The organism is Geomonas anaerohicana, assembly GCF_016458305.1.
Lineage (GTDB): Bacteria > Desulfobacterota > Desulfuromonadia > Geobacterales > Geobacteraceae > Geomonas > Geomonas anaerohicana.
In genome coordinates, this window is record NZ_JAEMHL010000005.1 from 87,318 (window position 1) to 111,136 (window position 23,819).

At 64.8% G+C, this 23,819-nt stretch carries 22 protein-coding genes; 15 read left to right on the forward strand and 7 right to left on the reverse strand.

Features of this window, described 5'->3' with window-relative positions; genetic code table 11:
* Positions 1-146: 146 nt before the first annotated feature.
* From JFN91_RS11420 to JFN91_RS11430, 3 genes are all read right to left on the reverse strand, one after another.
* Positions 147-1,451 carry a pyridoxal phosphate-dependent aminotransferase gene (locus JFN91_RS11420; protein WP_199389323.1) on the reverse strand — a complete coding sequence of 435 codons (1,305 nt, stop codon included), beginning with the start codon at positions 1,449-1,451 and terminating at the stop codon, positions 147-149.
* Between the two features lie 242 nt (positions 1,452-1,693).
* Complete coding sequence (locus tag JFN91_RS11425; protein ID WP_328746808.1) at positions 1,694-2,257, reverse strand: SH3 domain-containing protein; 564 nt, start codon at positions 2,255-2,257, stop codon at positions 1,694-1,696.
* Positions 2,254-2,607, reverse strand: coding sequence for a VOC family protein (locus JFN91_RS11430; RefSeq protein WP_199389324.1), 354 nt, complete (start codon positions 2,605-2,607; stop codon positions 2,254-2,256). Before JFN91_RS11430 ends, JFN91_RS11425 begins: the two co-directional genes overlap by 4 nt.
* Positions 2,608-2,725: 118 nt before the next feature.
* Here JFN91_RS11430 and JFN91_RS11435 point away from each other — a divergent pair, with 118 nt between their 5' ends.
* The 3 genes from JFN91_RS11435 to JFN91_RS11445 all read left to right on the forward strand — a co-directional run bounded on the left by JFN91_RS11435 (position 2,726) and on the right by JFN91_RS11445 (position 5,276).
* Positions 2,726-4,327, forward strand: coding sequence for a thiolase family protein (locus tag JFN91_RS11435; protein WP_199389325.1), 1,602 nt, complete (start codon positions 2,726-2,728; stop codon positions 4,325-4,327).
* 93 nt (positions 4,328-4,420) lie between these two features.
* Positions 4,421-4,582, forward strand: coding sequence for a hypothetical protein (locus JFN91_RS11440; RefSeq protein ID WP_199389326.1), 162 nt, complete (start codon positions 4,421-4,423; stop codon positions 4,580-4,582).
* Positions 4,583-4,664: 82 nt separating this feature from the next.
* Positions 4,665-5,276, forward strand: coding sequence for a flavodoxin family protein (locus JFN91_RS11445; protein ID WP_199389327.1), 612 nt, complete (start codon positions 4,665-4,667; stop codon positions 5,274-5,276).
* Positions 5,277-5,313: 37 nt separating this feature from the next.
* Here the strand turns inward: JFN91_RS11445 and JFN91_RS11450 are convergent, their stop codons facing one another.
* Complete coding sequence (locus tag JFN91_RS11450) at positions 5,314-5,514, reverse strand: hypothetical protein (protein ID WP_199389328.1); 201 nt, start codon at positions 5,512-5,514, stop codon at positions 5,314-5,316.
* 270 nt (positions 5,515-5,784) lie between these two features.
* Between JFN91_RS11450 and def the strand changes: the two genes are divergently transcribed.
* From def to JFN91_RS11475, 5 genes are all read left to right on the forward strand, one after another.
* Positions 5,785-6,303 (forward strand): peptide deformylase, encoded by a 519-nt coding sequence (gene def / locus JFN91_RS11455; protein WP_199389329.1) that lies wholly within the window; start codon positions 5,785-5,787, stop codon positions 6,301-6,303.
* Positions 6,300-7,256: a methionyl-tRNA formyltransferase gene (gene fmt, locus JFN91_RS11460; RefSeq protein ID WP_199389330.1), complete on the forward strand. Its 957-nt coding sequence runs from the start codon at positions 6,300-6,302 to the stop codon at positions 7,254-7,256. The genes def and fmt overlap by 4 nt, the downstream gene beginning before the upstream one ends.
* On the forward strand, positions 7,246-8,016 hold the full coding sequence (locus JFN91_RS11465; protein ID WP_236015102.1) for a DUF116 domain-containing protein: 771 nt from the start codon (positions 7,246-7,248) through the stop codon (positions 8,014-8,016). The genes fmt and JFN91_RS11465 overlap by 11 nt, the downstream gene beginning before the upstream one ends.
* A 43-nt stretch (positions 8,017-8,059) precedes the next feature.
* Positions 8,060-8,989: a polysaccharide deacetylase family protein gene (locus JFN91_RS11470; RefSeq protein WP_199389331.1), complete on the forward strand. Its 930-nt coding sequence runs from the start codon at positions 8,060-8,062 to the stop codon at positions 8,987-8,989.
* Positions 8,990-9,089: 100 nt separating this feature from the next.
* A complete protein-coding gene (locus JFN91_RS11475) occupies positions 9,090-9,956 on the forward strand; it encodes an NlpC/P60 family protein (protein ID WP_199389332.1) in 867 nt (288 codons plus the stop codon).
* Positions 9,957-9,963: 7 nt separating this feature from the next.
* On the opposite strand, the gene JFN91_RS11480 is transcribed toward JFN91_RS11475, so the two are convergent.
* Both JFN91_RS11480 and merA read right to left on the reverse strand, forming a co-directional pair.
* On the reverse strand, positions 9,964-11,001 hold the full coding sequence (locus JFN91_RS11480) for an HD domain-containing phosphohydrolase (RefSeq protein ID WP_199389333.1): 1,038 nt from the start codon (positions 10,999-11,001) through the stop codon (positions 9,964-9,966).
* 221 nt (positions 11,002-11,222) lie between these two features.
* Positions 11,223-12,629, reverse strand: coding sequence for a mercury(II) reductase (merA, locus tag JFN91_RS11485; protein WP_199389334.1), 1,407 nt, complete (start codon positions 12,627-12,629; stop codon positions 11,223-11,225).
* Positions 12,630-12,893: 264 nt separating this feature from the next.
* Here merA and glyQ point away from each other — a divergent pair, with 264 nt between their 5' ends.
* The 7 genes from glyQ (at position 12,894) to JFN91_RS11520 (ending at position 22,932) form a co-directional block, all read left to right on the forward strand.
* Complete coding sequence (glyQ, locus tag JFN91_RS11490; protein WP_183345598.1) at positions 12,894-13,769, forward strand: glycine--tRNA ligase subunit alpha; 876 nt, start codon at positions 12,894-12,896, stop codon at positions 13,767-13,769.
* Positions 13,769-15,832: a glycine--tRNA ligase subunit beta gene (glyS, locus tag JFN91_RS11495; protein WP_199389335.1), complete on the forward strand. Its 2,064-nt coding sequence runs from the start codon at positions 13,769-13,771 to the stop codon at positions 15,830-15,832. Before glyQ ends, glyS begins: the two co-directional genes overlap by 1 nt.
* Before the next feature lie 185 nt (positions 15,833-16,017).
* Complete coding sequence (gene ppdK, locus JFN91_RS11500; protein ID WP_199389336.1) at positions 16,018-18,753, forward strand: pyruvate, phosphate dikinase; 2,736 nt, start codon at positions 16,018-16,020, stop codon at positions 18,751-18,753.
* A gap of 156 nt (positions 18,754-18,909) precedes the next feature.
* Positions 18,910-19,110 (forward strand): cold-shock protein, encoded by a 201-nt coding sequence (locus JFN91_RS11505; RefSeq protein ID WP_199389337.1) that lies wholly within the window; start codon positions 18,910-18,912, stop codon positions 19,108-19,110.
* Between the two features lie 85 nt (positions 19,111-19,195).
* On the forward strand, positions 19,196-19,645 hold the full coding sequence (locus tag JFN91_RS11510) for a YaaR family protein (RefSeq protein WP_199389338.1): 450 nt from the start codon (positions 19,196-19,198) through the stop codon (positions 19,643-19,645).
* A 189-nt stretch (positions 19,646-19,834) separates the two neighbouring features.
* Positions 19,835-20,662, forward strand: coding sequence for a substrate-binding domain-containing protein (locus JFN91_RS11515; RefSeq protein WP_199389339.1), 828 nt, complete (start codon positions 19,835-19,837; stop codon positions 20,660-20,662).
* Positions 20,659-22,932, forward strand: a complete 2,274-nt coding sequence (locus JFN91_RS11520; RefSeq protein WP_199389340.1) for a putative bifunctional diguanylate cyclase/phosphodiesterase — start codon at positions 20,659-20,661, stop codon at positions 22,930-22,932. Before JFN91_RS11515 ends, JFN91_RS11520 begins: the two co-directional genes overlap by 4 nt.
* Positions 22,933-23,158: 226 nt before the next feature.
* Here the strand turns inward: JFN91_RS11520 and JFN91_RS11525 are convergent, their stop codons facing one another.
* The gene (locus tag JFN91_RS11525) at positions 23,159-23,815 is read right to left on the reverse strand and encodes a fumarylacetoacetate hydrolase family protein (RefSeq protein WP_199389341.1); all 657 of its coding nucleotides are present in this window, start codon (positions 23,813-23,815) and stop codon (positions 23,159-23,161) included.
* Positions 23,816-23,819 lie beyond the last annotated feature (4 nt).

The window sequence follows — 23,819 nt, forward strand, 5'->3', positions numbered from 1 at the left end:
TTGCGGCAAAAAAGGGGGAGGACGGGCGAAAATCCCCCCTCCCCTCGCGGGAGGGGGGGAGAGCGGAGGGCGGATGCTGCCAGGGAGGAGCGCAGGGTTCCCTCCCCCGGAGGGGGAGGGACAGGGAGGGGGAAGCCGCCCCCCGCTTACGAGGCGAGGTAGGCGGCGATGTTCTCGGTCAGGGTGCGGTAGATCTTGCGGCACTCCTCCTCGTCGCGTTCGAGCAGGGTGACCCTGAAGCCCAGGAGTTCCGTGTTGAAGGAGGAGAGCGGCACCACGCAGATCCCGGTGTGGGCCAGGATGTAGTAGACGAAGCGCTTGTCCGGCGCCACGCCGGGCTGGTTCACGATCCCCTCCACCAGCGCGCGGATCTCCGGGTTCTGGATGGGCAGGCTCTGGGTGTGGTTCAAGACGCCCGGCTTGAACGGCACCGCCATGTAGAACGCGCCGTTGGTGCGGTTCACCGACAGCTCCGGGACCTTGGACAGCGCGTCGTACATGATGTTGCTCATCTTCTCGTAACGGCCGATGCGCTCGTTCAGGTAGTTGTGGTACTCCTGGTGCTTCATCACGGCGGGGAGGCAGCGCTGCGGCAGCGTGGTGGAGCAGACCTCGTTCATCTTGGAGGAGAGGATGGAGTTGACGAACTTCTTGAAGCGCGGGTCGCGCTCGCCGTTGTAGACCTCGATCCAGCCGCAGCGGGAGCCAGGCCAGGGGAGTTCCTTGGAGATGCCCTTCATGGCGATGGCGGGGACCTCGCCGATCACGTCCGAGATGGGGACGGTGTGCTCGCCGTTGTAGACGATGTTGCTGTACACCTCGTCGGCGATCAGGAACAGGTCGTATTTCTTGGCGATGGCCACGATCTGCTTGAGCACCTCGGGGGGGTAGACCATGCCGGTCGGGTTGTCCGGGTTGATGAGCATGATCCCGGAGATCTGCGGGTTGTACTTGACGTGGCACTCCAGGTCTTCCATGTCCGGATACCAGTTGTCCTCGGGCTTCAAGCGGTAGCAGACCGGGACAGCGTTGGCGTGGGCGGCCTCGCCGATGGAATGGGTGGTATAGGTCGGCGACGGCATCAGCACGCGGCTCTCGGCCCTGAGGTTGCCGTAGACCTTGGCGATGGCGTCGCCCAGGCCGTTGAAGAAGATGATGTCGTCCGGGGTGATCTGCGCGCCGCCACGCTTGTTGGTGATCTCGCAGATGAACTCGCGGGTCTCCAGGACGCCGCGGGTGGGGCAGTAGGCGTAGCTCTCGTCGTGCATCGCCTCAGTCGCAACGATCTCCTTCATCCACAGCGGGATGGTCTCTCCCTTGACGATCGGGTCCCCGATGTTCTCCCAGTTGATCTTCACCCCGAGGCGCTGCACTTTCTCGGCCACGGTGACGATGTTTCGGATTTCATAGGTAAGTTCTCCCGCGCCGGGAGTGACAATCTCGTTGCGCATTCTTTTCCCCCTGATTGGTATGTATGTGCTGGACCAAAGCGAATTTTTTATAAAAAAAGGCCGTGGGGGTCCCCCACGGCCTTTAGTAGAAATCTATTTTTCTAATCAGCAGTGGCGGCTCTAAAAGTGTCTGGCCGCTGCTGCCGCGTGGACGGTGCCACGTGATGTAACGTTGTTAGTATACATGACGCCTCAAATAACATGCAGGGATATCAATGTCAATGCTTTTTCTATTTCTGCAGCTACTTCAGCGAGACGGTGAGCCTGCCGTCGGGGTCGCGCCAGCGCAGCCACCCGGCCGGCGCCTCGATTCTGGCCCACTCCTTTTCCACCTCCAGGACCTTGACCTCCCGGTCCCGGGACAGCGGCGACGCCGGGCTCGCCTCGCCTCCCGGCGTGAGCCGCAGCTGATACCATTCCTTCTTCAGACCGGGAAGCAGGCGCACCGTGCGTCCGGGAAGGAAGTCGCGCCACTCGCGGTACTCCCAGCCGCGCGCCTTTTCCAGCCATCCCTGGCGTCCCGCCTCGTCCAGCGCCACCCTGACCCAGCCACCGCGCCGCTCGCTCGCCGCCAAAAGCGGCTCCGCGTCGTCTCCCGACAAGCGCGGCAGCGCCTGGGGCGTGGTCTCGGCCACCCGCTGCACTCCGGGCTCCTGGTACAGGGGCAGGCTCTCCGGCTGCCACCCCGCTCCCTGTTTGAGGATCAACACCCCGCAGCCACTGTAGGGACGCGGAGCGGGGAGGGCGGCCAGGGCCGCCGAACCGGCGCCGGCCACGAGCAGGACGCCGATCAAAAACGCTCTCACATCTCCACCAGGGCGAATTCGTTGCCGTCCGGGTCGGCGACAACCGCCATTTTGCCCCACGGGCTCTTCTCCAGCGGCTCGGTGAAGCGGACCCCCTCGCGGGTGAGCCGGGCGTAGAGTTCCTCCAGTCCCTTGACGGTGAAGGTGATGCCGGTGTGGCGCCCCACCAGCTTCTGGGCCGCCTCATGCATGGCCAGGGACACGCCGAGTGCGGTCCCCTCGCTGGGGAGGAACTCCATCATGTACTCGGTCTCCTGCCCGGCGGGAAGCCCCAGCTGCTCCCGATAAAAACGGCGCGCGGCCTTGATGTCCTTGACAAATACAACAATATTCTTAATTTTTTCTACCATGAAAACCACCTTGAGTGATATGTTGTGACAGCGTTCTAATACATAGCAGAGTGGGCGTGCGCTGGCAAGGCTATTCGGTCGCCGGACGGCGGCGGGACGCCCGTTGCAGGAGGGAACCGTGACGCAGCAATTCAAACCCAGGGAGGTCTACGTCGCCTCCTCGTACGCAGCGCCGGTCGGGCGCTACAACGGCCGCGAGCGCGAGGCCTTGAGCTTTTTGCAGATGGCCGAGAAAGCCGGCGAGGTCTTCGCCGGGAGCCGGATCCGCCGCTCCGAGGTAGGCGCCGTCGTGGTCGGGTGCCAGAATCCGGTGGCCTTCTCCGGGGTGGACAACACCGCGGCCAAGATCGCCGGTGTGCTGGGCATCTCGGGGGCCAAGTCGGTGCTGATCGACACGGCCTCCTCCTCCGGCGCCTCCGCCCTCGAATACGCCTACCTGCAGATCGCCTCCGGGCGCTGCAATCACGTGCTCGCCATCGGCATCCAGAAGATGAGTGACGTCTCCACCGGCCAGGCGACCCGCATCGTCGCCGGGGTGATCGACAAGGAGGAGGCCGAGTTCGGGCTCTCCATGCCCGCCTGCGGCGCGCTGGTTGCGCGCTCGCTGATCGAGCGCCTCAAACTCTCGACCGAGGAGTGGACCGCCTTCTCGGCGCTCTTGACCCAGCGGGCGCACCGCTTCGCTGCCAGGAACCCCGACGCCCACCTCAATTTCGAGATCCCGCTCGAGGAGTACTACCGCCAGATCGTCACCGGCAAGAACTACCGCTACTGGTGGCCGCTGCGCTACCACGACTTCTGCCCCATGTCCGACGGGGTGGCCGCCGTGCTCCTCTCCGCCACGCCGCACGAGGTGATCGTCTCCGGGGTGGGGAGCGCCACCGACATTCCCACCATCGCCGACCGCCCCTACTTCCACAGCTTCCCCGCCACGGTGCGCGCCGCCGCCGAGGCCTACGCCATGGCCGGGATCAGGAAGATCACCGACTTTGCCGGCCAGATCCACGTCAACATGCACGACCCCTTCAACGGCTTCGGCCCCATCAACATGGTGGACCTGGGCTTCGTGCCCCGGCGCCGCATCCTCGAGGCGCTTTTGAACGACGAGCTGACCGGCGAGTTCGGCAGCTTCCCCACCAACATCACCGGTGGGTTGAAGGGGCGCGGCCACCCGCTGGGCGCCACCGGCATGATCCAGATCGTAGAGAACCACCGCCTGATCACCGGCGGCAGGTTCCAGATGGGGCTGGCCCATTCCATCGGCGGCCCGATCAACAACAACGTGGTGACCCTGCTGGAACGCACCAGCCATTACCGCCAGCGCTCCCGCCCCGAACTCTCCCCCTGGGGATTGCCACCGCTGGGGCACATGAAACCCAAAAACCTGAGCGTCAACGAACTGTTGAACGGCGAGCCGGTGCAGGGGCGCTTCGTCGCCGCCACCACCCGCTTCGACTTCAAGACCGGCGACCCGGAAGGGATCATCCTGATCGTCTCCTGTCTGGCCCACGGCCAGCGCCACTCCTTCCTGTTCGGCGTCGGCGGCGAGCACTACGCCGAGATCGTGCAGCTGAAATCCGGGGATCCGGTGAGCCTGGAGAAGAGCGGCGAAGAGATCCTGGTGAACCGCATCCCGGTCAGGAAGTTCTACCGGCGCACCATGGACGGCGTGCTGGAACTGGCCGGCAGCGGCTGGAAAAAGCTCACCGGCAACGGCTAGCTTGTTTGCCTTGACACCTTGTTCGGGATCGGTATAGTAGCCAGCCGGTCCGGGCTCCCCGGGCAACCGCAAAAGGTAAGGAGCAACTGCAACATGACCCTGCTGTTCAAGATCCTGGGCGTCATCTTCGCCCTTTTCATCGTGCTGTTCGTTTTCATCGTCATTGAGGAGTCCTTCCTGGGCGGGCGCCGCAGAAGGAAACTGGAGCGCAAGGCGCGGGCCGAGCAGGCCGCGCGGGATGAGGACGCAAAGTAGTAGTCCCTGGTGTCCCCTCGCCTTCCGGGAAAGGGTACTCTGCTGGGGGGGATAGGTGACTAGTGGGGCTGTCGGAGGCGTTATGGGTGACGCAGTGAAGGTGGTTGCCATCGTAGGGAGCTACCGCAAGGGGGGCATGGTCGACCAGGTGGTGGACGCGGTCCTTGCCGGGGCGACCGAGGCTGGTGCACGGGTCGAGAAGGTATACCTCCTCGATACTCACGTCGAGTTCTGCACCAACTGTCGGCTCTGCACCCAAACCCCGGGAGGCGCGCGCGGCATCTGCCCGGTCGCCGACGAGATGGCACGGGTGCTCGATCTGGTGGAGGGGTGCCAGGCGCTGGTGCTCGCCTCGCCGACCAACTTCGGCTCGGTCACCGCGCTCACCAAGCGTTTCGTGGAACGGCTGGTCTGCTACGCCTACTGGCCCTGGGGCGTGCCCGCTCCCAAGGTGCGCAGCAATGAGAAACCGAGGCGGGCCGTGCTGGTGGCGGCAAGCGCGGCGCCGGGATTCCTGGCGCGGCTGTTCACGCCGGTCCTGAAGACGCTCAGGCAGAGCGCGGAACTGCTCGGGGCGAAGTGTGTGGGGACCTTGTTCGTGGGGCTGGCGGCGAAAGAAGAACGCCAGGATGCCGGGCGGCGGGTGCTGGAGAAGGCGCGCGTCATGGGGCAGAGGCTGGGGACGGGGCGCTAGCTTGTCGGGGTGCGGCGCTGCTTAGCTCTGGCAGCTGCTAACGGGGTGCCGCCATGGTGAAACCGTCCTCGCGCCCCCAGAGGCGGCGCGGGCGCCTGGTCTGCATACGAGGGGCGGCGTCGGCGCGTCCCCGGGTCAGTAGCTGCGGCAGGGCGGCTGCTGCATCAAGGAGGGCCACCGGGGCCGGATTATGTGCTGCGTTGACTATCATCGATGCTGCCACTGTTTCCCGCGTCATGTCTTCCTCCTGCTGCGACCTTCGAACCTCGGAGCAAGCAAGAGGCGTTCCTTGTTGGTAACACCCTGATATTGTTCAATCCCGCTCGACGCCAGCGGCTTTTTTGACCGTCGTAAATTTGACTTTGGCCCTGCGGCGACGGAATTTTGACTCGCGGCGGCGCCGGCCGGTGCGCCGAGAGCGGCCCCTCCCTCATGAGTATGTCGTTGATTTTTCCCTAATACCTTTAGTATAGTGACCCGGATAGCCCTGAAGCCAAAGGAAGGACATATGGTACGAAAGATATTGACCTATCCGGACCCGGAGCTGAAGAAGCGCTCCCTGCCGGTTACCGTGATCACTGACAAGACCCGCGAACTGGTGCGGGATATGGCCGAGACCATGTACGACGCCCCCGGCGTCGGCCTCGCTGCTCCGCAGATCGGGGTGCACCAGCGCGTCGTGGTGATCGACGTCTCGGGCAAGGATGAGAACCCCGAACTGATCGTAGCCATCAACCCCGAGATCGTCCACGCCGAAGGCGAGGCCTACGAGGAAGAGGGATGCCTGTCGGTGCCCAAGTTCTCGGCCAACGTGCGTCGCCACGCCCGCGTGGTGGTGAAGATGCTCAACCTCGACGGCGAGGAGGTGGTGATCCGCGCCGATGACCTCTTGGCCATCGCGTTCCAGCACGAGATCGACCACCTTGACGGCGTCCTCTTCATAGACCACCTCTCCCCGCTCAAGAAGGGGATCTTCCGCAAGCGCTACCAGCGCGCCCAGGAAGAGGCAAAGGAGCAGCTTCGATGACCGGTTTGCGCATCATCTTCATGGGAACTCCCGAATTCGCCTGCCCGACCCTGCGCACACTGATCGAGCGCGGTGAAAACGTGGTGGCTGTGGTCACCCAGCCCGACCGTCCCAAGGGGAGGGGTCAGCAGACCCTGCCGCCGCCGGTGAAGGTGGTGGCTGAGGAACATGGCATCCCGGTGCTGCAGCCGGTCAAGGTGCGCCTGCCCGAGTCGATCGAGCAGATCCGCGCCCTGGAGCCGGACCTGATCGTGGTCATCGCTTTCGGGCAGATTCTTCCCAAGGCGCTTTTGGACATCCCCAAGCACGGCTGCATCAACGTGCACGCCTCGCTGCTGCCGCGCTACCGCGGCGCCGCGCCGCTCAACTGGTGCATCATCAACGGCGAGACCGAGACCGGGGTGACCACCATGATGATGGACGTGGGGCTCGACACCGGCGACATGTTGTTGAAAAGCGCTACCCCCATCGACCCGGACGAGGACACCCAGAGCCTGCACGACCGCATGTCGCAACTGGGCGCTGAGCTTTTGGCCCAGACCCTGGACCGCCTGGTGGCCGGTGAGCTGACCCCGGAGAAGCAGGACGATGCCCTCACCTGCTACGCCCCGATGATGAAGAAGGAAGACGGCCTCATCGACTGGACCAGGAGCGCCCAGGACATCAAGAACCAGGTGCGCGGCATGACCCCGTGGCCCGGCGCCTTCAGCTTCCTGGACGAAAAGCTGCTCAAGGTGTACAAGGTGCAGACCGCCGCCGGCACGGGTAACCCGGGCGAGGTGGTCACCGCCGGCCGCGACGGCATCGAGGTCGCCTGCGGCGAGGGGAGCCTTCTCATCCGCGAGCTGCAGCTGGAAGGAAAGAAACGTATGGCCGCCGGGGATTTCCTCGCCGGCTACAAGGTGCCGGCAGGCGCGCTGCTGGGTAAAAAGGACGGCGCAGTTGGGGCATAAGGGCGCGTACCAGAAGCCGCCCCAGAAGCGGCTCTTCGTGGCCCTGATGGGGGTGACCTGCCTCCTGGTGGTGGGACTCATCTACCTGGGGTGGTATATCCCGACCATGGGGCTGGCCAACATTCATCCGGACCTGCCGCGCGTGGTGGGGATGGTGTTTGCCGTCCTATCCGGCATCGCGGTACTCGGCACCGCCCTGCTGGTGCTCACCACCGCGCTGGGCAAGGACATCCTCGGCACCAAGTTCATGCGCGGGGTGGTGATCAAGTTCCTGCTCCCGCTCATCGAGCAGATCGGCAAGCTGTGCGGCATCTCCAAGGACACCATCCGCCAGTCCTTCGTTGCCATGAACAACTCCCTGGTGGTTTCGCAGCGCCTGAAGATCAAGGCGGACCGGATCCTGATCCTGCTCCCTCACTGCCTGCAGCTCGCCGAGTGCGAGATCAAGGTCACCGGCGAGATCGACAAGTGCCTGCGCTGCGGCCGCTGCGACATCATGGGGTTGGCCGACCTGGCCCGCAAGTACAGCGTCGACATCTCGGTGGCGACCGGCGGCACCCTGGCGCGCAAGGTCATCATCGAGAAGCGCCCCAAGCTGGTCCTGGCCGTTGCCTGCGAGCGCGACCTCACCTCCGGCATCAAGGACTGCTACCCCCTCCCGGTGATCGGGGTGCTCAACGACCGCCCCTTCGGCCCCTGCTTCAACACCCGCGTCGACGTCGACAAGATCGACGCCGCGCTCCGCTCGGTGCTGGCCTAGCGCCGCGCCGGGCGGCCACCCGCGCCCAGCCGCAGAGTCCGCCATGCGTCTTCTCTACTTCCTGCTTTTCATCCTTTCGCTGATTGCCGCCGCGCCCCGCGCAGCCCACGCCCGGCAGATCACCGAGTACCGCCCCCTGCGCGATCCGGTCGCGGACCGCTCCGGACGGCCGCTCTGGGCCGTCAGGAGTTTTAAGGAGGATGGGGCGCCGCATCGGTTGGTGGTGGACGCAGCCACTCTGCAGGGCTTCGACCTGCCGGCGTCGGACCTGGTGCCCCGGGCCGAAGGCGAGGCCGGCTTCTGGACCACCCGCCTGGGGCGCGCCGTGAAACGCTACACCGCCCCGCCGTACCGGCTGCAAAACGGCGGCGCCACCCGCGCCGAAACCGCCACCGACGGCTTCTTTCTCACTGTCGACCTCTGCCCCTCGAAGCGCCGCTTCGAGCGCGAGCTGTTCGAGACCGCCGAGGCGCTCTCCCCGGGGAAGGCGGTCCCCGTGGCGGTCATGGTGACGGGCCTCTGGCTGGAGAGCCACCCGGAGGAGGTCGCCTACCTGAAAGGGGAGGTGGCGGCGGGGAGGCTGGCGGTCACCTGGGTGAACCACTCCTGGCACCATCACTATGACCCGAAAGCACCCTTGGCCGACAACTTCCTGCTCGCACCGGGGACCGACCTGCGCGCCGAGGTGCTGCAACAGGAGCAGGAGCTCCTTGCGCGCGGCCTCGTCCCTTCACCGTTCTTCCGTTTTCCCGGGCTCGTCTCCGGCGCTGCCGCCATGAAGCTTTTGGCCGAACTTTCCCTGGTCCCGATCGGCGCCGACGCTTGGCTCGCCAAGGGAGAACAGCCCAAGCGCGGCAGCTTCATTCTGGTGCACGGCAACGGCAACGAGCCCAAGGGGATCAAGCTGGCGCTGCCGCTTTTAAAGGGGACGGAGGTGCGTCTGCTGCCGCTTTCGGCAGCCTTCGGCGACTGATCGTACCGTCCCGCGCCACAACCCGCGGCCCCTTGCCGCACTTCCGCCGGCGATTGCCCGCCTTGCAGCCGCTCCCGCCGGTCCTGTCACGAGGTAGGTCATGAAGACTCTTCTCCTTGCCGTCATAGCCCTTAGCCTGGCCGTCATCCCCCTCTCCAGCCGTACCGCCTCCGGCGCCTCCGTCAAGAAGGTCGTCGCCGTCTCCTACGCCCCGATCCTCAATACCCCCGATTTCGCCGGCAGCTTCAGCGGTAAGGTGCCCCTCGACCCCTGCCGCGGCGTGCGCCCCATCGAGTTCATCGCCATGCCGGGGACCCTGTTCTGCGTGGAGAACGAACAGGTGCAAAACGGCGTCAAGGTGCTGCGGGTGACCAGCAACGATTACCCCTATCCATCCAAAACGGGGTTGTTCGTCGATGCCCGTTTTGTAGAGGCGGCCGGCCCGGCGGCCCAGGAACGGCATGCGCACCTGCCGGAGCTGGCGGAGATCCAGAAACGGCTTTTGGCGGCGCTGGGCAAGCCGTATGTCTGGGGCGGCAACGTGAAGGACGGCGTTCCCCTTTTGCGCAAGTACTACCCGCAGGGCGACCCGCTGGTTGGCGTGGACTGCTCGGGGCTCCTCTACCAGGCGACCGACGGCTTCACCCCCAGGAACACCTCGACCCTGATCGGTTACGGGGAGGCGGTCCCGGTGGCGGGGCTTTCCGCAGAGGCGATCGCGGGGAAGCTGAAGCCTTTGGACCTCCTGGTCTGGAACGGACACGTGATGGTAGTGCTGGATAACGACTCTGTCATCGAAAGCAGGATGGGGTGCGGCGGGAAGCCCAGCGGCGTGATGATTACGCCGAGGCTCGAGCTGGTCAGGCAGATCATGAAAACGAGAAAGCCCGCGGACAGCTTCCCGAAAGGGAGCGCCGGGGCCAGGAGTTTCGTGGTACGGAGATGGTTCCCCGCTGCCGGGAGGTAAGGGCGCTCTAGGCCAGGGCGCGCACCAGAGTGAGGTTGGCGCGCTTGCCGTCCGCTTCGCCGGGCGCTACCTTGCCGAGGACCTCTTCTGAAGAGGGGAGGGGGCCTGCGGGAACGACCTGCAGGAAGACCTCGATGATATCGGGGTCGAGCGCTGCGCCGCTCATTGAGCGGACCATCTCCCGGGCCTCGCTCTCGAGGAACCTGCCGCGATAGGAGCGGTCAGTGGTGAGCGCGTCGTAGATGTCGGCCACCGCGACGATGCGCGCTTCCAGCGGGATCGCTTCACCCTTTAACCCCAGGGGGTAGCCGGTCCCGTCGTATTTCTCATGATGATGGCGGATGATGTTCTTGGCGACCTCGGAAAGCCTCGCCTTCTCCGCCAGGTCCGCGCCCCAGTCGGTGTGCAGCTTCATGGTCTTGAACTCGTCCTCGTTGAGACGGCCGCTGCCGTTGAGGATCACCTCGGAGATGCCGATTTTGCCGCAGTCGTGCAGCCAGCTGCCGTACTTGATCTCGCGCAGGGTCTCCTTGGGCAGTCCCATCGCCTCGGCTATGAGCAGGGCGTAGACCGCCACCCGGTCGCAGTGCCCCTTGGTGTTAGGGTCCTTGAGCTCGATGGTCTGGGCCAGGGAACGCAGCACCGCCTCGTCCTCCCGCCTCATGTCCTGCACGGTCCGGTAACGCCTCAGCCCCTCCTGCACCACGTCCAGGATTTCCTGCTGTTTCCACGGCTTCAACAGGTAGCGGAAAACCTCCGAATTATTGATGGCGGCAAGCGCCGTGGCGAGGTCGACGTAGGCGGAGATGAGCACCTTGATGGTGTCCGGTGAGAGCTGGCGCAGCTCGGAGAGAAAGTCGAGCCCGGACATCCCGGGCATCCGGTTATCGGAGACCACCACGGCTATCTCGTGGTGTCGGAACAGCTCCAGCGCTTCGGCCGCGTTGGTGGCGGTGAGCAGCTCGATCCCCTGCGACCGGAACAGGTCGACGGAGGCTTGCAAGATCAGCTTGTTGTCATCCACGAAAAGCACTTCAGCCGCCATCGAATTTCCCCTCGCTCATAACTCATTGCACAAAAGCAGCAAACGGCAGATCGTGCCGTCCAAGGCCCCGTCTCGGAAGCGGTTGTATGGTATTCCTTCATGAATTAGTTGTCAATTCTAATGTTGGGGTAAGGGCGCGACCGGTAGTGGTTACGGCAGAAGGACAGGCACCTGTAAGGCCGAAGGGGACAGGCACCTGGCGGATCCAGTCCCTCTCTTGTTTATTCCGCGCAGCAGGAGAGCTGGGTGAGGTCGCGGTTGAAGGCCTGGGCGCAAAGGCGCAGTCCCTCGCCCATGGAGGGGTAGACGTGGAGGGTGTCGGCGAGTTCGGCGACGGTCATGCGGCAGCGGATGGCGAGCGCCGCTTCGTTGATGATGTCGGCGCCGCGGTGCAGGCAGAGATGGACACCGAGGATGCGGTCGGTGGCGCGGTCCGCGACGATCTTCACCGCGCCGTCCAGCGCGCCGGTGACGTGGGCCTTGGGGATGGCGGAGGCGGGTATGGTCTGGCTCTCCACGTCGAAGCCCGCCAGCCGCGCCGCTTCCTCGCCGTAGCCCACCATGGCTACTTCGGGGTCGGTGAAGATGGCCATGGGGAGGGACTGGTAGTCGAGTTTGCAGTGGCACCCGGTCTCCAGCATGTTGTCCACTGCGGCTATCCCCTCGCGCGCCCCTACCGTGGCGATCTGCATGCCGCCGGTCACGTCGCCGGCCGCCCAGATGCCGGGGGCGGAGGTGCGCATCTCGCCGTCCACCTTGATGAAGCCGCGCGGGTCCAGTTCCACCCCGGCCCGCTCCAGCCCGATACCTTCGGTGGCGGGGGCGGTCCCCACCGCCAACAGGAGCTGCTGCGAGAAGAACTGGTGCGGCTCGCCGTCGATGAGCGCCTCGACGCGGATCCCGCCCCCCTCACGCGTCACCGAGCACACGGCCGCGCCCACAACCACCCTTATCCCCTCTGCCTCCAATACACGCTGCAGCGCCAGCGCCGGCTCCGGTTCCACAGCCGGCAGCACGCGGGGCCCGTTCTCCAGGATGGTGACCGGGACCCCGAGCCGGTGGAACATCTGTCCCAGCTCCAGCGCGATGACGCCGCCGCCGATCACGATGAGCGACTCCGGCAGGGTCTTCAGCAGGAGCGCGCTCTTGCTGGTCAGGTACGGGGTGTGCTCCAGCCCGGGGATCTTGGGGGCGCGGGGGTGGCCGCCGGTGGCGATCAGGATGCGGTCGCTCTCGATGACCCGGTCCTCCACCTGCACCTGGTTGGGCCCGATGAAGACCGCCTTCCCCTTGATGAGGGACAGTTCCGGGAGTTGCGCCAGCACGTCCAGGTACTTCTTCTGTCTCAGTTCCTGCACCACCGCGAACTTATGACCGTCCAGGGTGGGGTAGTCGACGCCGTCGCGCCTGACGCCCAGCCCCAGCCGCTCGCCCAGCTCGGCCTCGTGCCGGAACAGGGCGCAGTGGATCAGGGTCTTGGACGGGATGCAGCCCCAGTTGATGCAGGTCCCGCCCAGGACGCTGCGCTCGATCATGATGGAACGCGCACCCCGCTCCTTGGCCCTGAGCGCCGCGGCAAAGGCGGTGGAACCCGATCCTAATATGACGATCTCCCCGGTCGTACTCATGTGAGTCACCCCTTCGCTAAGTTTACCGTTCCGGGGACGGACGGTAAACAGAAGAATTCACCCGCAATTTCCCAACGGCCGTCCCGTCGCACCTTGCGCGAGCCCCCGCACCGCGCGGGTTTTTCCCGTTTTTACGGGTGATATTCCTTGACAGCGCCGTGTGCGCTGTTGTAATCTGGCGAGCCTAACTGTTTGGATACAGTAAACTTTTTTATTCCAAAAGCTGCACCACTTGAAATATACGATTTGATCGGAGGCGGCGTGTTGACATTTCAGGATCTGATCCTCTCCCTGCAGGGGTATTGGGCGGGACAGGGGTGCGTAATCCAGCAACCCTATGATACGGAAAAAGGGGCGGGAACCTTCAACCCGGCCACCTTCCTGCGCGTGCTCGGGCCCGAGCCGTGGAAAGTGGCCTACGTGGAGCCGTCCCGGCGTCCGACCGACGGGCGCTACGGCGAGAACCCGAACCGCCTGCAGCACTACTACCAGTTCCAGGTGATCATGAAGCCCTCGCCCATGAACATCCTGGACCTCTATCTCGACTCCCTGCGCGCCTTCGGCATCGACCCGAACAAGCACGACATCCGCTTCGTCGAGGACGACTGGGAATCCCCGACCCTGGGCGCCTGGGGGCTGGGCTGGGAGGTCTGGCTGGACGGCATGGAGATCACCCAGTTCACCTACTTCCAGCAGGCCGGCGGCATCGACCTGAAACCGGTCTCCGCCGAGATCACCTACGGCTGCGAGAGGATCGCCATGTACCTGCAGGGCGTGGACAACGTCTACGACCTGGAGTGGGTCAAGGGGGTCAAGTACGGCGACATCCACCACGAGAGCGAGGTCGAGTTCTCCACCTACAACTTCGAGGAGGCTGACGTCGATATGCTGCTCACCCTCTTCAAGATGTACGAGAAGGAGTGCATCCGCCTGGTCGAGAAGGGGCTCGTGCTCCCGGCCTACGACTACGTCATGAAATGCTCCCACACCTTCAACCTCCTGGACGCCCGCGGCGCCATCTCGGTCACCGAGCGCGCCTCCTACATCGGCAAGGTGAGGAACGTGGCGCGCCTGTGCGCCGAGGGTTACCTGCAGATGCGCGAGCGGCTCGGCTTCCCGCTCCTGAAAGGAGGTCGCTAATGGCTAAGGATCTTTTCCTTGAGATAGGTTGCGAGGAGATTCCGGCCGGCTTCGTCCCCAAGGCGATGGCCGACATGGAAGCTCTCATGAAGCGCGAGCTGGAGACGGCACGCATCGAGTTCGCCGAGATCACCACCCTGGGCACCCCGCGCCGCCTGGTGCTGGCGGTGAAAGGGATTGCGGAGCGCCAGCCCGATGCGGAACTGACCGCGATGGGGCCGGCCAAAAGCGCCGCCTACGACGCTGACGGCAACCCGACCAAGGCCGCCCAGGGCTTCGCCCGCGGCCAGGGCGTCGAGGTCGCCGACCTGAAGGTGGTCATGACCCCCAAGGGCGAGTACCTGGCGGCGGTGAAGAGCGAAGTCGGCCGCGACACCGCCGAACTCCTCCCCGAGATGCTGCCGCGCCTGATCGGCAACATCCCCTTCAAGAAGTCCATGCGCTGGGCCGACTTCGATGTCCGCTTCGCCCGCCCGATCCACTGGATCGTGGCGCTCTACGGCGGCACCGTGGTCCCCTTCGCCTTCGGCAACATCGAGAGCGGCTCCGCCTCGCGCGGCCACCGCTTCATGGCCAACACCACCTTCCCGGTGCGCGACCTGGCCCACTACCTGGAGGAGTGCGAGCGCCACTTCGTGATCCCGGATCCGGAGAAGAGAAAGGCCATCATCCGCCAGGAGATCGACCGCGTCGCCCGGCAGGCCAAGGGGAACGTGCTCCCCGACGAGGCGCTCCTCGAGCAGGTCTCCTTCCTGGTCGAGTACCCCTCCGCGGTGCACGGCACCTTCTCGGCGGACTTCCTGGTGGTGCCGCGCGAGGTCCTGATCACCTCGATGCGCGAGCACCAGCGCTACTTCTCCCTGGTTGACGACCAGGGCAAACTGCTGCCCGGCTTCATCACCATCAACAACACCCTGACTGAAGACCCGCAGGTGGTGGTCAAGGGGAACGAGCGCGTGCTGCGCGCCCGCCTCTCCGACGCCCGCTTCTTCTTCGACGAAGACCACAAGGTTAAGCTCGAGTCCCGCGTGGAGAGCCTGAAGAGCGTGGTCTACCAGGCCAAGCTCGGCACCTCCTACGAGAAGATGGAGCGCTTCCGCGAGCTGGCCAAGGGGCTGGCGCAGCGCCACAACCCGGCCGTCGCCGACAAGGCCGCCCGCGCCGCCACCCTGTGCAAGGCGGACCTCGTCTCCGGCATGGTAGGCGAGTTCCCCGAGGTGCAGGGAATCATGGGACGCGAGTACGCCCTGCACGACGGCGAGGACGCGGCGGTCGCCAACGCCATCGCCGAGCACTACCTGCCGACCCAGGCCGGCGGCGAGCTCCCCGCTTCCGACATCGGCGCCTTCGTGTCGCTGGCGGACAAGACCGACACCATCTGCGGCTGCTTCAGCGTGGGGCTCATCCCCACCGGCTCCGCCGACCCCTACGCCCTGCGCCGCTCGGCACTGGGGATCATCAACATCATACTGGACAAGAAGTACCGCGAGCCGCTCTCCGGTCTGATCAAGTCCTCCCTGGACCTCTTGGCCGGCAAGGCGACCCGCCCGGTGGAGCAGGTGTACCAGGACGTGCTTGACTTCTTCCGCGGCCGTTTCGTGAACCTGATGGCGGACCGCTACCCGTCCGACGTGGTGGACGCGGTGGTCTCCGTCTCCTTCGACGACCTGGTCGAGGCAGCCGCCAAGATCCAGGCCCTGGCCGAGTTCAGGAAGCGTGACGACTTCGCCGCGCTGGCCGGCGCCTTCAAGCGCGTGGGCAACATCGTCAAGGACGGGGTGGACACCCCCGTTGCGGCTGCCCTCTTCCAGGAGCCGGCCGAGGGTGCGCTCTACGAGGCCCAGCAGCAGGTGAAAAAGAAGGTGGACGCGGCACTCTCCGGCGCCGACTACCTCGCCGCCCTCACCGAGATCGCGACGCTCAAGCCCACCGTCGACGCCTTCTTCGACAAGGTCATGGTCATGGCCGAAGACGAGAAGGTGCGCCAGAACCGCCTGGCGCTTCTGACCTCCATCGCGCGGCTCTTCGGAAGCCTGGCGGACTTCGCGAGGTTGTCGGCATGAAAAGACTGCGACAGCTGAACCTGGGATGCAGCACCCTGGAACAGGCAACCGCAGCAGCACAACGATTTATCTGACGCTCACGTAAACAGCCGTCCGGGTGCAACTCCCGGCGGCTGTTTGCCTTTTTCGGTTTATGTGTATACTTTAAGCTCCAAATTTATTAAAAACGTCTAAGGAGGGTGCACATGGGAACGCAGTACGTCTACTTTTTTGGCGCGGGTAAGGCTGACGGCAACGCCAAAATGAAGGAGCTTCTGGGGGGCAAGGGGGCCAACCTGGCGGAGATGACCGCCATCGGTCTTCCGGTCCCGGCCGGCTTCACCATCACCACGGAAGTCTGCACCGAGTACTACAAGAACAACCAGCAGTACCCGGCCGCCCTGGCCGCCGAGGTGGAGGCCAACCTGGCCCGCGTCGAGGGGCTCATGGGCAAGAAGTTCGGCGATGCCAAGAACCCGCTGCTGGTCTCGGTCCGCTCCGGCGCCCGCGCCTCCATGCCCGGCATGATGGACACCATCCTCAACCTGGGCCTGAACGACACCACGGTGCAGGGGATCATCGCCCAGTCCGGCGACGAGCGCTTCGCCTACGACGCCTACCGCCGTTTCGTACAGATGTACTCCGACGTGGTCATGGGGATGCACAAGGACGAGCTGGAACACCTCCTGGAGCGCAAGAAAGAGGCGCGCTGCGTGCACCTCGACACCGACCTGAAGGCTTCCGACTGGAAGGAACTGGTCGGCGAGTTCAAGGCGAAGATCAAGGCCACTCTGGGCGTCGACTTCCCGGAAGACCCGAAAGAGCAGCTCTGGGGCGCCATCGGCGCCGTGTTCGGCTCCTGGATGAACCAGCGCGCCATCACCTACAGAAAACTCAACAACATCCCGGCCGAGTGGGGCACCGCGGTCAACGTGCAGTCCATGGTGTTCGGCAACATGGGGGATGACTGCGCCACCGGCGTCGCCTTCACCCGCGACCCCTCCACCGGCGAGAACTACTTCTACGGCGAGTACCTGGTCAACGCCCAGGGCGAGGACGTCGTGGCCGGCATCCGTACCCCGCAGCCGATCAACCGCGCCAAGTACAAGCCGGGCGATCTCCCCTCCATGGAGGAGGTGCTCCCCGAGTGCTACCAGCAGCTGGTAGGTATCCGCGACATCCTGGAGCGCCACTACAAGGACATGCAGGACATCGAGTTCACCATCGAGAAGGGGATCCTCTACATGCTGCAGTGCAGAAGCGGCAAGAGGACCGCAAAGGCGGCCCTGAAGATCGCCGTGGACATGGTGGCCGAGAAGCTGATCGACGAGAAGACCGCCGTTCTGCGCGTGGCCCCCTCCCAGCTCGACCAGCTCCTGCACCCCTCCCTCGACCCCAAGGCGCCCCGTACCGTCATCGCCAAGGGTCTCCCGGCCTCCCCGGGCGCCGCTTCCGGCGAGGTGGTGTTCACCGCCGACGAGGCGGAGAGCGCCGCGAAGCTCGGTCACCGGGTGATCCTGGTGCGCGTCGAGACCTCCCCTGAGGACATCCACGGCATGCACGCCGCCCAGGGCATCCTCACCGCCCGCGGCGGCATGACCTCGCACGCGGCGGTGGTCGCCCGCGGCATGGGCAAGTGCTGCGTGGCCGGCTGCGGCGACATCAAGGTAGACTACCATTCCGGCCAGTTCGTGGCCAAGGATGGCACCGTGATCAAGAAGGGTGACGTGATCACCCTGGACGGCTCCACCGGCGAGGTGATGAAGGGCGCAGTGCCCATGGTCGCGGCAGGCGTAGGGGGCGACTTCGCCACCGTCATGGCCTGGGTGGACAAGTTCCGCCGCATGAAGGTCCGCGCCAACGCCGACACCCCGCACGACGCCAAGACCGCGCGCGACTTCGGCGCCGAGGGCATCGGCCTGTGCCGCACCGAGCACATGTTCTTCGAGGCGGACCGCATCGCGGCCGTGCGCGAGATGATCCTCTCCGCGGACCTCGAAGGCAGGAAGAAGGCGCTGGCCAAGATCCTCCCCATGCAGAAGGGTGACTTCAAGGGGCTCTTCCGCGAGATGAAGGGGCTGCCGGTCACCATTCGCCTCCTCGACCCGCCGCTGCACGAGTTCCTCCCCCAGGAGGACAAGGACATCGAGGCGCTCTCCGCGACCATGGGTGTCTCGGTGCAGACTTTAAAGCACAAGGTGGAGTTCCTGCACGAGTTCAACCCGATGCTGGGCCACCGCGGCTGCCGCCTCGGCGTCACCTTCCCGGAGATCTACGACATGCAGGTCCAGGCCATCATGGAGGCCGCCTGCGAACTGGTGAAGGATGAAGGCTTCCAGATCGTCCCCGAGATCATGATCCCGCTGGTGGCAGTCACCAAGGAGCTCGCCATCATGCGCGCCAACGCGGTCGCCGTCTGCGAGGACGTGCAGAAGCGCTACGGCGTCAAGGTCGACTACCTGATCGGCACCATGATCGAGCTGCCGCGCGCCGCCATCACCGCCGACAGCATCGCCACCGAAGCTGACTTCTTCTCCTTCGGCACCAACGACCTGACCCAGACCACCTTCGGCCTGTCCCGCGACGACGCCGGCAAGTTCCTCCCCTTCTACGTGGAGAACGGCATCCTCGAGGACGACCCGTTCGTCACCCTGGACCAGAACGGCGTGGGCGCCCTGGTCAGGATGGGCTGCGAAAAAGGGCGCGCAACCCGCCCGGGCATCAAGCTCGGCATCTGCGGCGAGCACGGCGGCGACCCCGCTTCCGTCATCTTCTGCGACTCGGTCGGGCTCGACTACGTGTCCTGCTCTCCGTTCCGGGTGCCCATCGCGCGCCTGGCCGCGGCCCACGCTACGCTCAACGCGCAGGCGGCCGCTCCGGCAAAATCTGCCGCCGCGGGAAAGGACAGTGACGCCTTGCAGCAGCCCGTAGCCAGCGCCTGATCCGGCAGGCGGCACGGCCAAGGCGTCGCAAGGGAGCCGGAGAAGCCTTGACACGCTTGATGTAAACGTGTAATAGCGAAATACGCGTCAACGACGCTAACGGGGCGGCCGGGATACCGGCCGCCCTAAACAACGAGCAGTACAGGAGAAAAGGTAATGGCAAACGGTGTAGTGAAATGGTTCAACGACGCGAAGGGGTTTGGCTTCATCGAGCAGGAAAACGGCGCGGATGTCTTCGTGCACTTCTCGGCCATCCAGGGGGACGGCTTCAAATCGTTGGTCGAGGGTGACTCGGTCAGCTTTGACGTGGTCCAGGGCGCCAAGGGCCCGCAGGCCGCCAACGTGGTCAAGAACTAGTTTCCTTTCCTAAGCCTTGGTCCGGCCCCGAATCCGTTCGGGGCCTTTTTAATTTTGCCCGCCCGCGGGCGACCGGTGCCAGCGCATGCGTATCAACGAAAAGTCGGATTCCCGCAGCATAGCCAAGAAGGAGAAGGGGACGGCTCCCAAGAGCGTCGCCGGAACCAGCGCGCCCCTCTTTGCCGGCCGGCTCGCCGCCATCGCCAAGTCGAGCACCGAGTATGAAGGCGAACTGCAGCGCTTAAAGGAAGAGATCGACAAGGCGGGGGACGTCCTGGAGCAGGAGCCGACCATCGCCAACTTCAAGGTCTTCCGCGAGCTGATCGGCACCATGGCGCGCAAGGTCTCCGCCGAGGCCTACCGCATCGAGATGCTGAGCGGCGGGGTCACCGGGCGCAGCCACGAGGTCATCTCCGTCATCGACAAGGAGGCCGATCTCCTGTACCACCTGGTGATGCGGGAGCAGAAGGATCACATCCGCATCGTCGCCCAGATCATCAAGATCAAGGGGCTGGTGGTCGACTTCCTGCTTTAGAATCTCGCGACGGCTTTATCCCCCGTACCAATCCGCCTCACGCAACACCCTCCCCCCGCTTTTACCGATAAAGTGCTTAAGATCACATCCTAAAAACCGATAAATCAGTAGGGTTAATGGCAGCCGTTCCGCTACCTCCTCGCGTTCCCGCAGGTCCCCGCTTTCATTCGGTTTGACAGGAGAGCAACCATGGCATCTTTCCTCAAGGCCGCATTGGCCGTCACCGCCGTCCTATCCACCTTTATGGCCCCCCCGACTTCCTCCGCAGCGGAAACCCTCAGGATCAACGGCACCGGTGCCGGGCTCGTGGTTGTGAAACCGCTGGCGGTTGCGTTCCAGAAAGAGAATCCCGGCATCATCGTCGAGATGGAAAAAAGCCTCGGGAGTTCCGCGGCAATCAAGGCGGTATCCCGCAATGCGTTGGACCTCGCCATCTCGGGACGTCCCCTGAAGCCGGCCGAAAGCGCTGAGGGGCTGATCCAGAAACAGTGGGGGCGGACTCCATTCGCGGTGCTTGCCAACCGTCAGTTGCGGGTAAGCGGGGTGAGCTTGAACGAACTGGCTGCGATGTACGCCGGCAGTAGCAAGTGGCCTGGAGGCGAACTGGTCCGGGTGGTGCTGCGTCCCAATGAAGACGTGGATACCAAGCTCACCCGCTCGATGTCGCCGGAGATGGACCGTGGCGTAAGCGCAGCCCAGGCGCGCAAGGATATGCTGCTGGGAATCACGGACGATGAGGCCTTCGAGGTCGTGAAGAAGACGGAAGGTGCGGTGGCCGTCATGGCGCTTTCGCTGGCACTGTCCCAGCCCAACGCGGTGGCAGTCCTGAAGCTCGACGGGGTGCAGCCGAGCGTCGCCAACGTGGCTTCGGGCAAGTACCGCTACGTGAAGGAGATGCACCTGGTTACCCGGAAGGATGTCCCCGCCGCGGCAGCCAAGTTCATCAAGTTCCTGGAATCCAGGAAGGGACGGGCTCTCGCGGCTAAATACGGCGTATTCGTCACAGGGACCAAATGATCAAGTACAGCAAGTCCATACGGCGCAGCACCACCCTGGCGGCGGGAATCCTTTCCATCGTCTTGACCGTGGTGCCGGCGGCGATCTACTTCGTCATGGCCTTCTCGCACATGACCGGGGTCCTCGAGACGGAGGGGGAGATCAACGCCCGCGTGGTGGGGGCGCTGGTGGTGGCGAACCCGAAAATGTGGGAGTTCGAGGAGTTGCGCCTGAAGGAACTGCTGGCGCGTCGCTCTACCGAGACCGCGGAGAGGCGGGTCCTGTACGACCTGAAAGGGCAGGTGATTGCGGAGAGCACGAATCGCATGCTGCCGCCGCTTCTTTCCAAGTCCTTCCCGGTCTACGATGCCGGGCACCAGGTAGCGAACCTGGAGGTGTCGTGCTCGCTGGCCCCGACCCTCATGGTGACCGCGCTCCTCTTTTTGGTGGGGGGGACCGCGGGATGGTTCACGTTCTTCCGGCTGCGCACCGTGCCGCTGAGGGCTATCGAGGACGCTTATCGCGGTCTCAAGCAAAGCGAGGAGAAGTACCGTTCCGTGTACGAGTCGCTCAACGAGGGACTGGCTCTGTACCGGACGGTGGCCGGGAGCGGCGGATATCTCGACATGGTGCTTGCGGACGTCAATCCGGCCGCCGTCTCAGTGTTCGGCTTCGGACGGGACGACATCGGCAAGAGCATTCTGCAGGTGCAGGGGGGGCTTTTCGCGCCGGTACGGGAGGCGCTCCGCGGGGCGCCGGCCGAGGTGAGCCTCGAGCTGACACAGGAAGGGGCGGGGCGGGTGTTTACGGTGAACGCCTTCCCCATGGGAGACGGGATGGTGGCGACCCTCTTGGAGGACGTCACCGAGAAGAAGCGCAGCGCGGAACAGTTGGAGAACCTGGCCTACTACGACAGCCTCACCGGCCTTTTGAACCGGCGCATGCTGCTGGACCGGATGGAGCACACCCTCGGCATCGCCCAGCGCGAAGGGCTCAAGATGGCCACCCTCTTCTTCGACCTGAACGGCTTCAAGCCGATCAACGACACCATGGGGCACGAGGCGGGGGACCAGATCCTGATCGAGGTGGGGCGGCGCCTGAAGAGTGCGGTGCGCAAGAAGGACACCCTGGCGCGCCTTGGCGGTGACGAGTTCGTGGTGGTGGCGACCCTCGACACGGAGGATAATGCCAGCTGCATCGCGCAGAACCTGCTCAGGAAGCTCGCCCCGGTGTACGAGGTCGGCGGGCGGGAGGTCTTCGTGGGGGCGAGCATCGGCATCTCGATCTACCCTGACGATGGCGCGACCCCGGAAACCCTGCTCAAGAACGCCGACATCGCCATGTACAACGCCAAGAAGCCGGGCATCGAATTCTGCTTCTACAGCGCGCAGATGAATCAGAAGCTGCAGGAGCGAACCAAGCTCGAGTTCGAGCTCTGGATGGCGCTGGAGCGGGAGGAATTCTTCCTGGAATACCAGCCCATCGTCGATGCCCGCACCGGCAGGATCGCCGCGGTAGAGGCACTGGTGCGCTGGATGAGCCCGGAAAGGGGACGGGTGATGCCGGACGCCTTTATCCCGCTGGCCGAGAGTACGGGCATCATCCTTCCGCTCGGCGAGTGGGTGCTGAAGACCGCCTGCACGAAGCTGCGGCAGTGGCTCGATGCAGGCGGTCTGCCGCTCAGGATGTCGGTGAACATCTCGGGGTGTCAGTTCATGCGCAGTGAGCTGTGCCGGTTGGTCGAGGAGGCTGCGGAGCAAAGCGGCGTGGACCTGGCCCTGCTCGAACTGGAACTCACCGAGACCTGCCTGATCAAGGACGTGGAGGAGACCGCTACCAAGCTGTGGCGCCTGAAAGGCCTCAACGTCTCCATCGGCATCGACGATTTCGGCACCGGCTATTCCTCGCTGCAGTACCTGAAGAACTTCCCCATCGACCATTTGAAGATCGACCGCGCCTTCATCAGGAATGTCTGCGAGCTTCCCGACGAGCGCGCCATCGTGGACGCCATCATCGGCATCGCCAAAGCGATGGAACTGCACGTGATCGCCGAGGGGGTGGAGACCCTGGAACAGGCGGAGTACCTGAGGCATCGTGGCTGCGACGAGTTGCAGGGGTACTACTACCATCGCCCTCTCTCCGAGGAGCGCCTCCTCGAAGTGCTGCGGGAGGAGCGGGAGCGGCTTGGGATAGCGGCCGGGGCTGCCGGGGGCGGCGAGGCTGGAGTGAAGGATGTGGCAGGGGGCAACGTGGAGGGCTCCGGGGGGGGCGTGCCGGCGCCGCCGGTGTGAACCGGCCGGAGGGGAAACGAAAAAGGGGGCTCGTAACGAGTCCCCTTTCTTTTTACTTGCAGCCGCACCCTTTGGAGTTGTCTCCGCTCAGGGGCAGTTTCTTGCCACACTTCTGGCACCGCCAGAAGAGGCCACCTCAGCCGGGCATCAGGATCATGAGCCCCTGGCAGTCGGGGCAGCTTTTCTCGTTGGTCATATGCAAACCTCCTTTGTTGGGTGAAGCCAGCTACCGTACCGAGACCGCGATACTCCCCACCCCGGCGATCTCGGCAACGACGCGGTCGCCGCTCTTGATCGGGCCCACCCCGGCGGGCGTGCCGGTCAGCACCAGGTCGCCCGGCTCCAGCGTGAAGATGGAGGAGAGGTAGCTCAACAGCTCGGGGATGCGGTGGATCATGAGATCCGTGCCGCCGTCCTGGCGCTTTTCGCCGTTCACGGTGAGCGTGATGCGCAGCTGGTGCGGGTCGGCGACCTGCGCGGCCGGAACGAACGGGGAGAGCGGGCAGGCGGTGTCGAACCCCTTGGCGATGTCCCAGGGGAGCCCCTTCTGCTTCAGTTCCGCCTGCACGTCCCTCAGGGTCAGGTCGATGGCGACGGCGTACCCCGCCAGGTAGGAGAGGGCATCGGCGGCCGGGATGTCGCGCCCCTCCCTGCCGATCAGAAGCGCCAGCTCCGCCTCGTGGTGGCAGTCGCTGGAGTAGGAGGGGATCACGATCTCCTCACCCGCGCCGATCACGCTGGTGGCGGGCTTGGTGAAGATCACCGGGCGCTCCGGGGTCTCGTTGCCCAGCTCCTTGATGTGGTCCGCGTAGTTGCGCCCGATGCAGAGGATCTTGCCGATCCGTACCGGCTCCGCGCTTCCGATCAGTTGTGCCGTTTTCATGATT

Excerpts from the sequence above, each read along its gene's own strand:
- JFN91_RS11520 (WP_199389340.1), top strand. The coding sequence starts at position 20,659 with ATGATCAAGTACAGCAAGTCCATACGGCGCAGCACCACCCTGGCGGCG.
- JFN91_RS11440 (WP_199389326.1), top strand. The coding sequence starts at position 4,421 with ATGACCCTGCTGTTCAAGATCCTGGGCGTCATCTTCGCCCTTTTCATC.
- JFN91_RS11470 (WP_199389331.1), top strand. The coding sequence starts at position 8,060 with ATGCGTCTTCTCTACTTCCTGCTTTTCATCCTTTCGCTGATTGCCGCC.
- fmt (WP_199389330.1), top strand. The coding sequence starts at position 6,300 with ATGACCGGTTTGCGCATCATCTTCATGGGAACTCCCGAATTCGCCTGC.
- merA (WP_199389334.1), bottom strand. The coding sequence starts at position 12,629 with ATGAGTACGACCGGGGAGATCGTCATATTAGGATCGGGTTCCACCGCC.
- JFN91_RS11445 (WP_199389327.1), top strand. The coding sequence starts at position 4,665 with ATGGGTGACGCAGTGAAGGTGGTTGCCATCGTAGGGAGCTACCGCAAG.
- ppdK (WP_199389336.1), top strand. The coding sequence starts at position 16,018 with ATGGGAACGCAGTACGTCTACTTTTTTGGCGCGGGTAAGGCTGACGGC.
- JFN91_RS11430 (WP_199389324.1), bottom strand. The coding sequence starts at position 2,607 with ATGGTAGAAAAAATTAAGAATATTGTTGTATTTGTCAAGGACATCAAG.
- JFN91_RS11475 (WP_199389332.1), top strand. The coding sequence starts at position 9,090 with ATGAAGACTCTTCTCCTTGCCGTCATAGCCCTTAGCCTGGCCGTCATC.
- JFN91_RS11480 (WP_199389333.1), bottom strand. The coding sequence starts at position 11,001 with ATGGCGGCTGAAGTGCTTTTCGTGGATGACAACAAGCTGATCTTGCAA.
- JFN91_RS11420 (WP_199389323.1), bottom strand. The coding sequence starts at position 1,451 with ATGCGCAACGAGATTGTCACTCCCGGCGCGGGAGAACTTACCTATGAA.
- JFN91_RS11525 (WP_199389341.1), bottom strand. The coding sequence starts at position 23,815 with ATGAAAACGGCACAACTGATCGGAAGCGCGGAGCCGGTACGGATCGGC.
- JFN91_RS11505 (WP_199389337.1), top strand. The coding sequence starts at position 18,910 with ATGGCAAACGGTGTAGTGAAATGGTTCAACGACGCGAAGGGGTTTGGC.
- glyS (WP_199389335.1), top strand. The coding sequence starts at position 13,769 with ATGGCTAAGGATCTTTTCCTTGAGATAGGTTGCGAGGAGATTCCGGCC.
- JFN91_RS11510 (WP_199389338.1), top strand. The coding sequence starts at position 19,196 with ATGCGTATCAACGAAAAGTCGGATTCCCGCAGCATAGCCAAGAAGGAG.
- JFN91_RS11515 (WP_199389339.1), top strand. The coding sequence starts at position 19,835 with ATGGCATCTTTCCTCAAGGCCGCATTGGCCGTCACCGCCGTCCTATCC.
- def (WP_199389329.1), top strand. The coding sequence starts at position 5,785 with ATGGTACGAAAGATATTGACCTATCCGGACCCGGAGCTGAAGAAGCGC.
- JFN91_RS11450 (WP_199389328.1), bottom strand. The coding sequence starts at position 5,514 with ATGACGCGGGAAACAGTGGCAGCATCGATGATAGTCAACGCAGCACAT.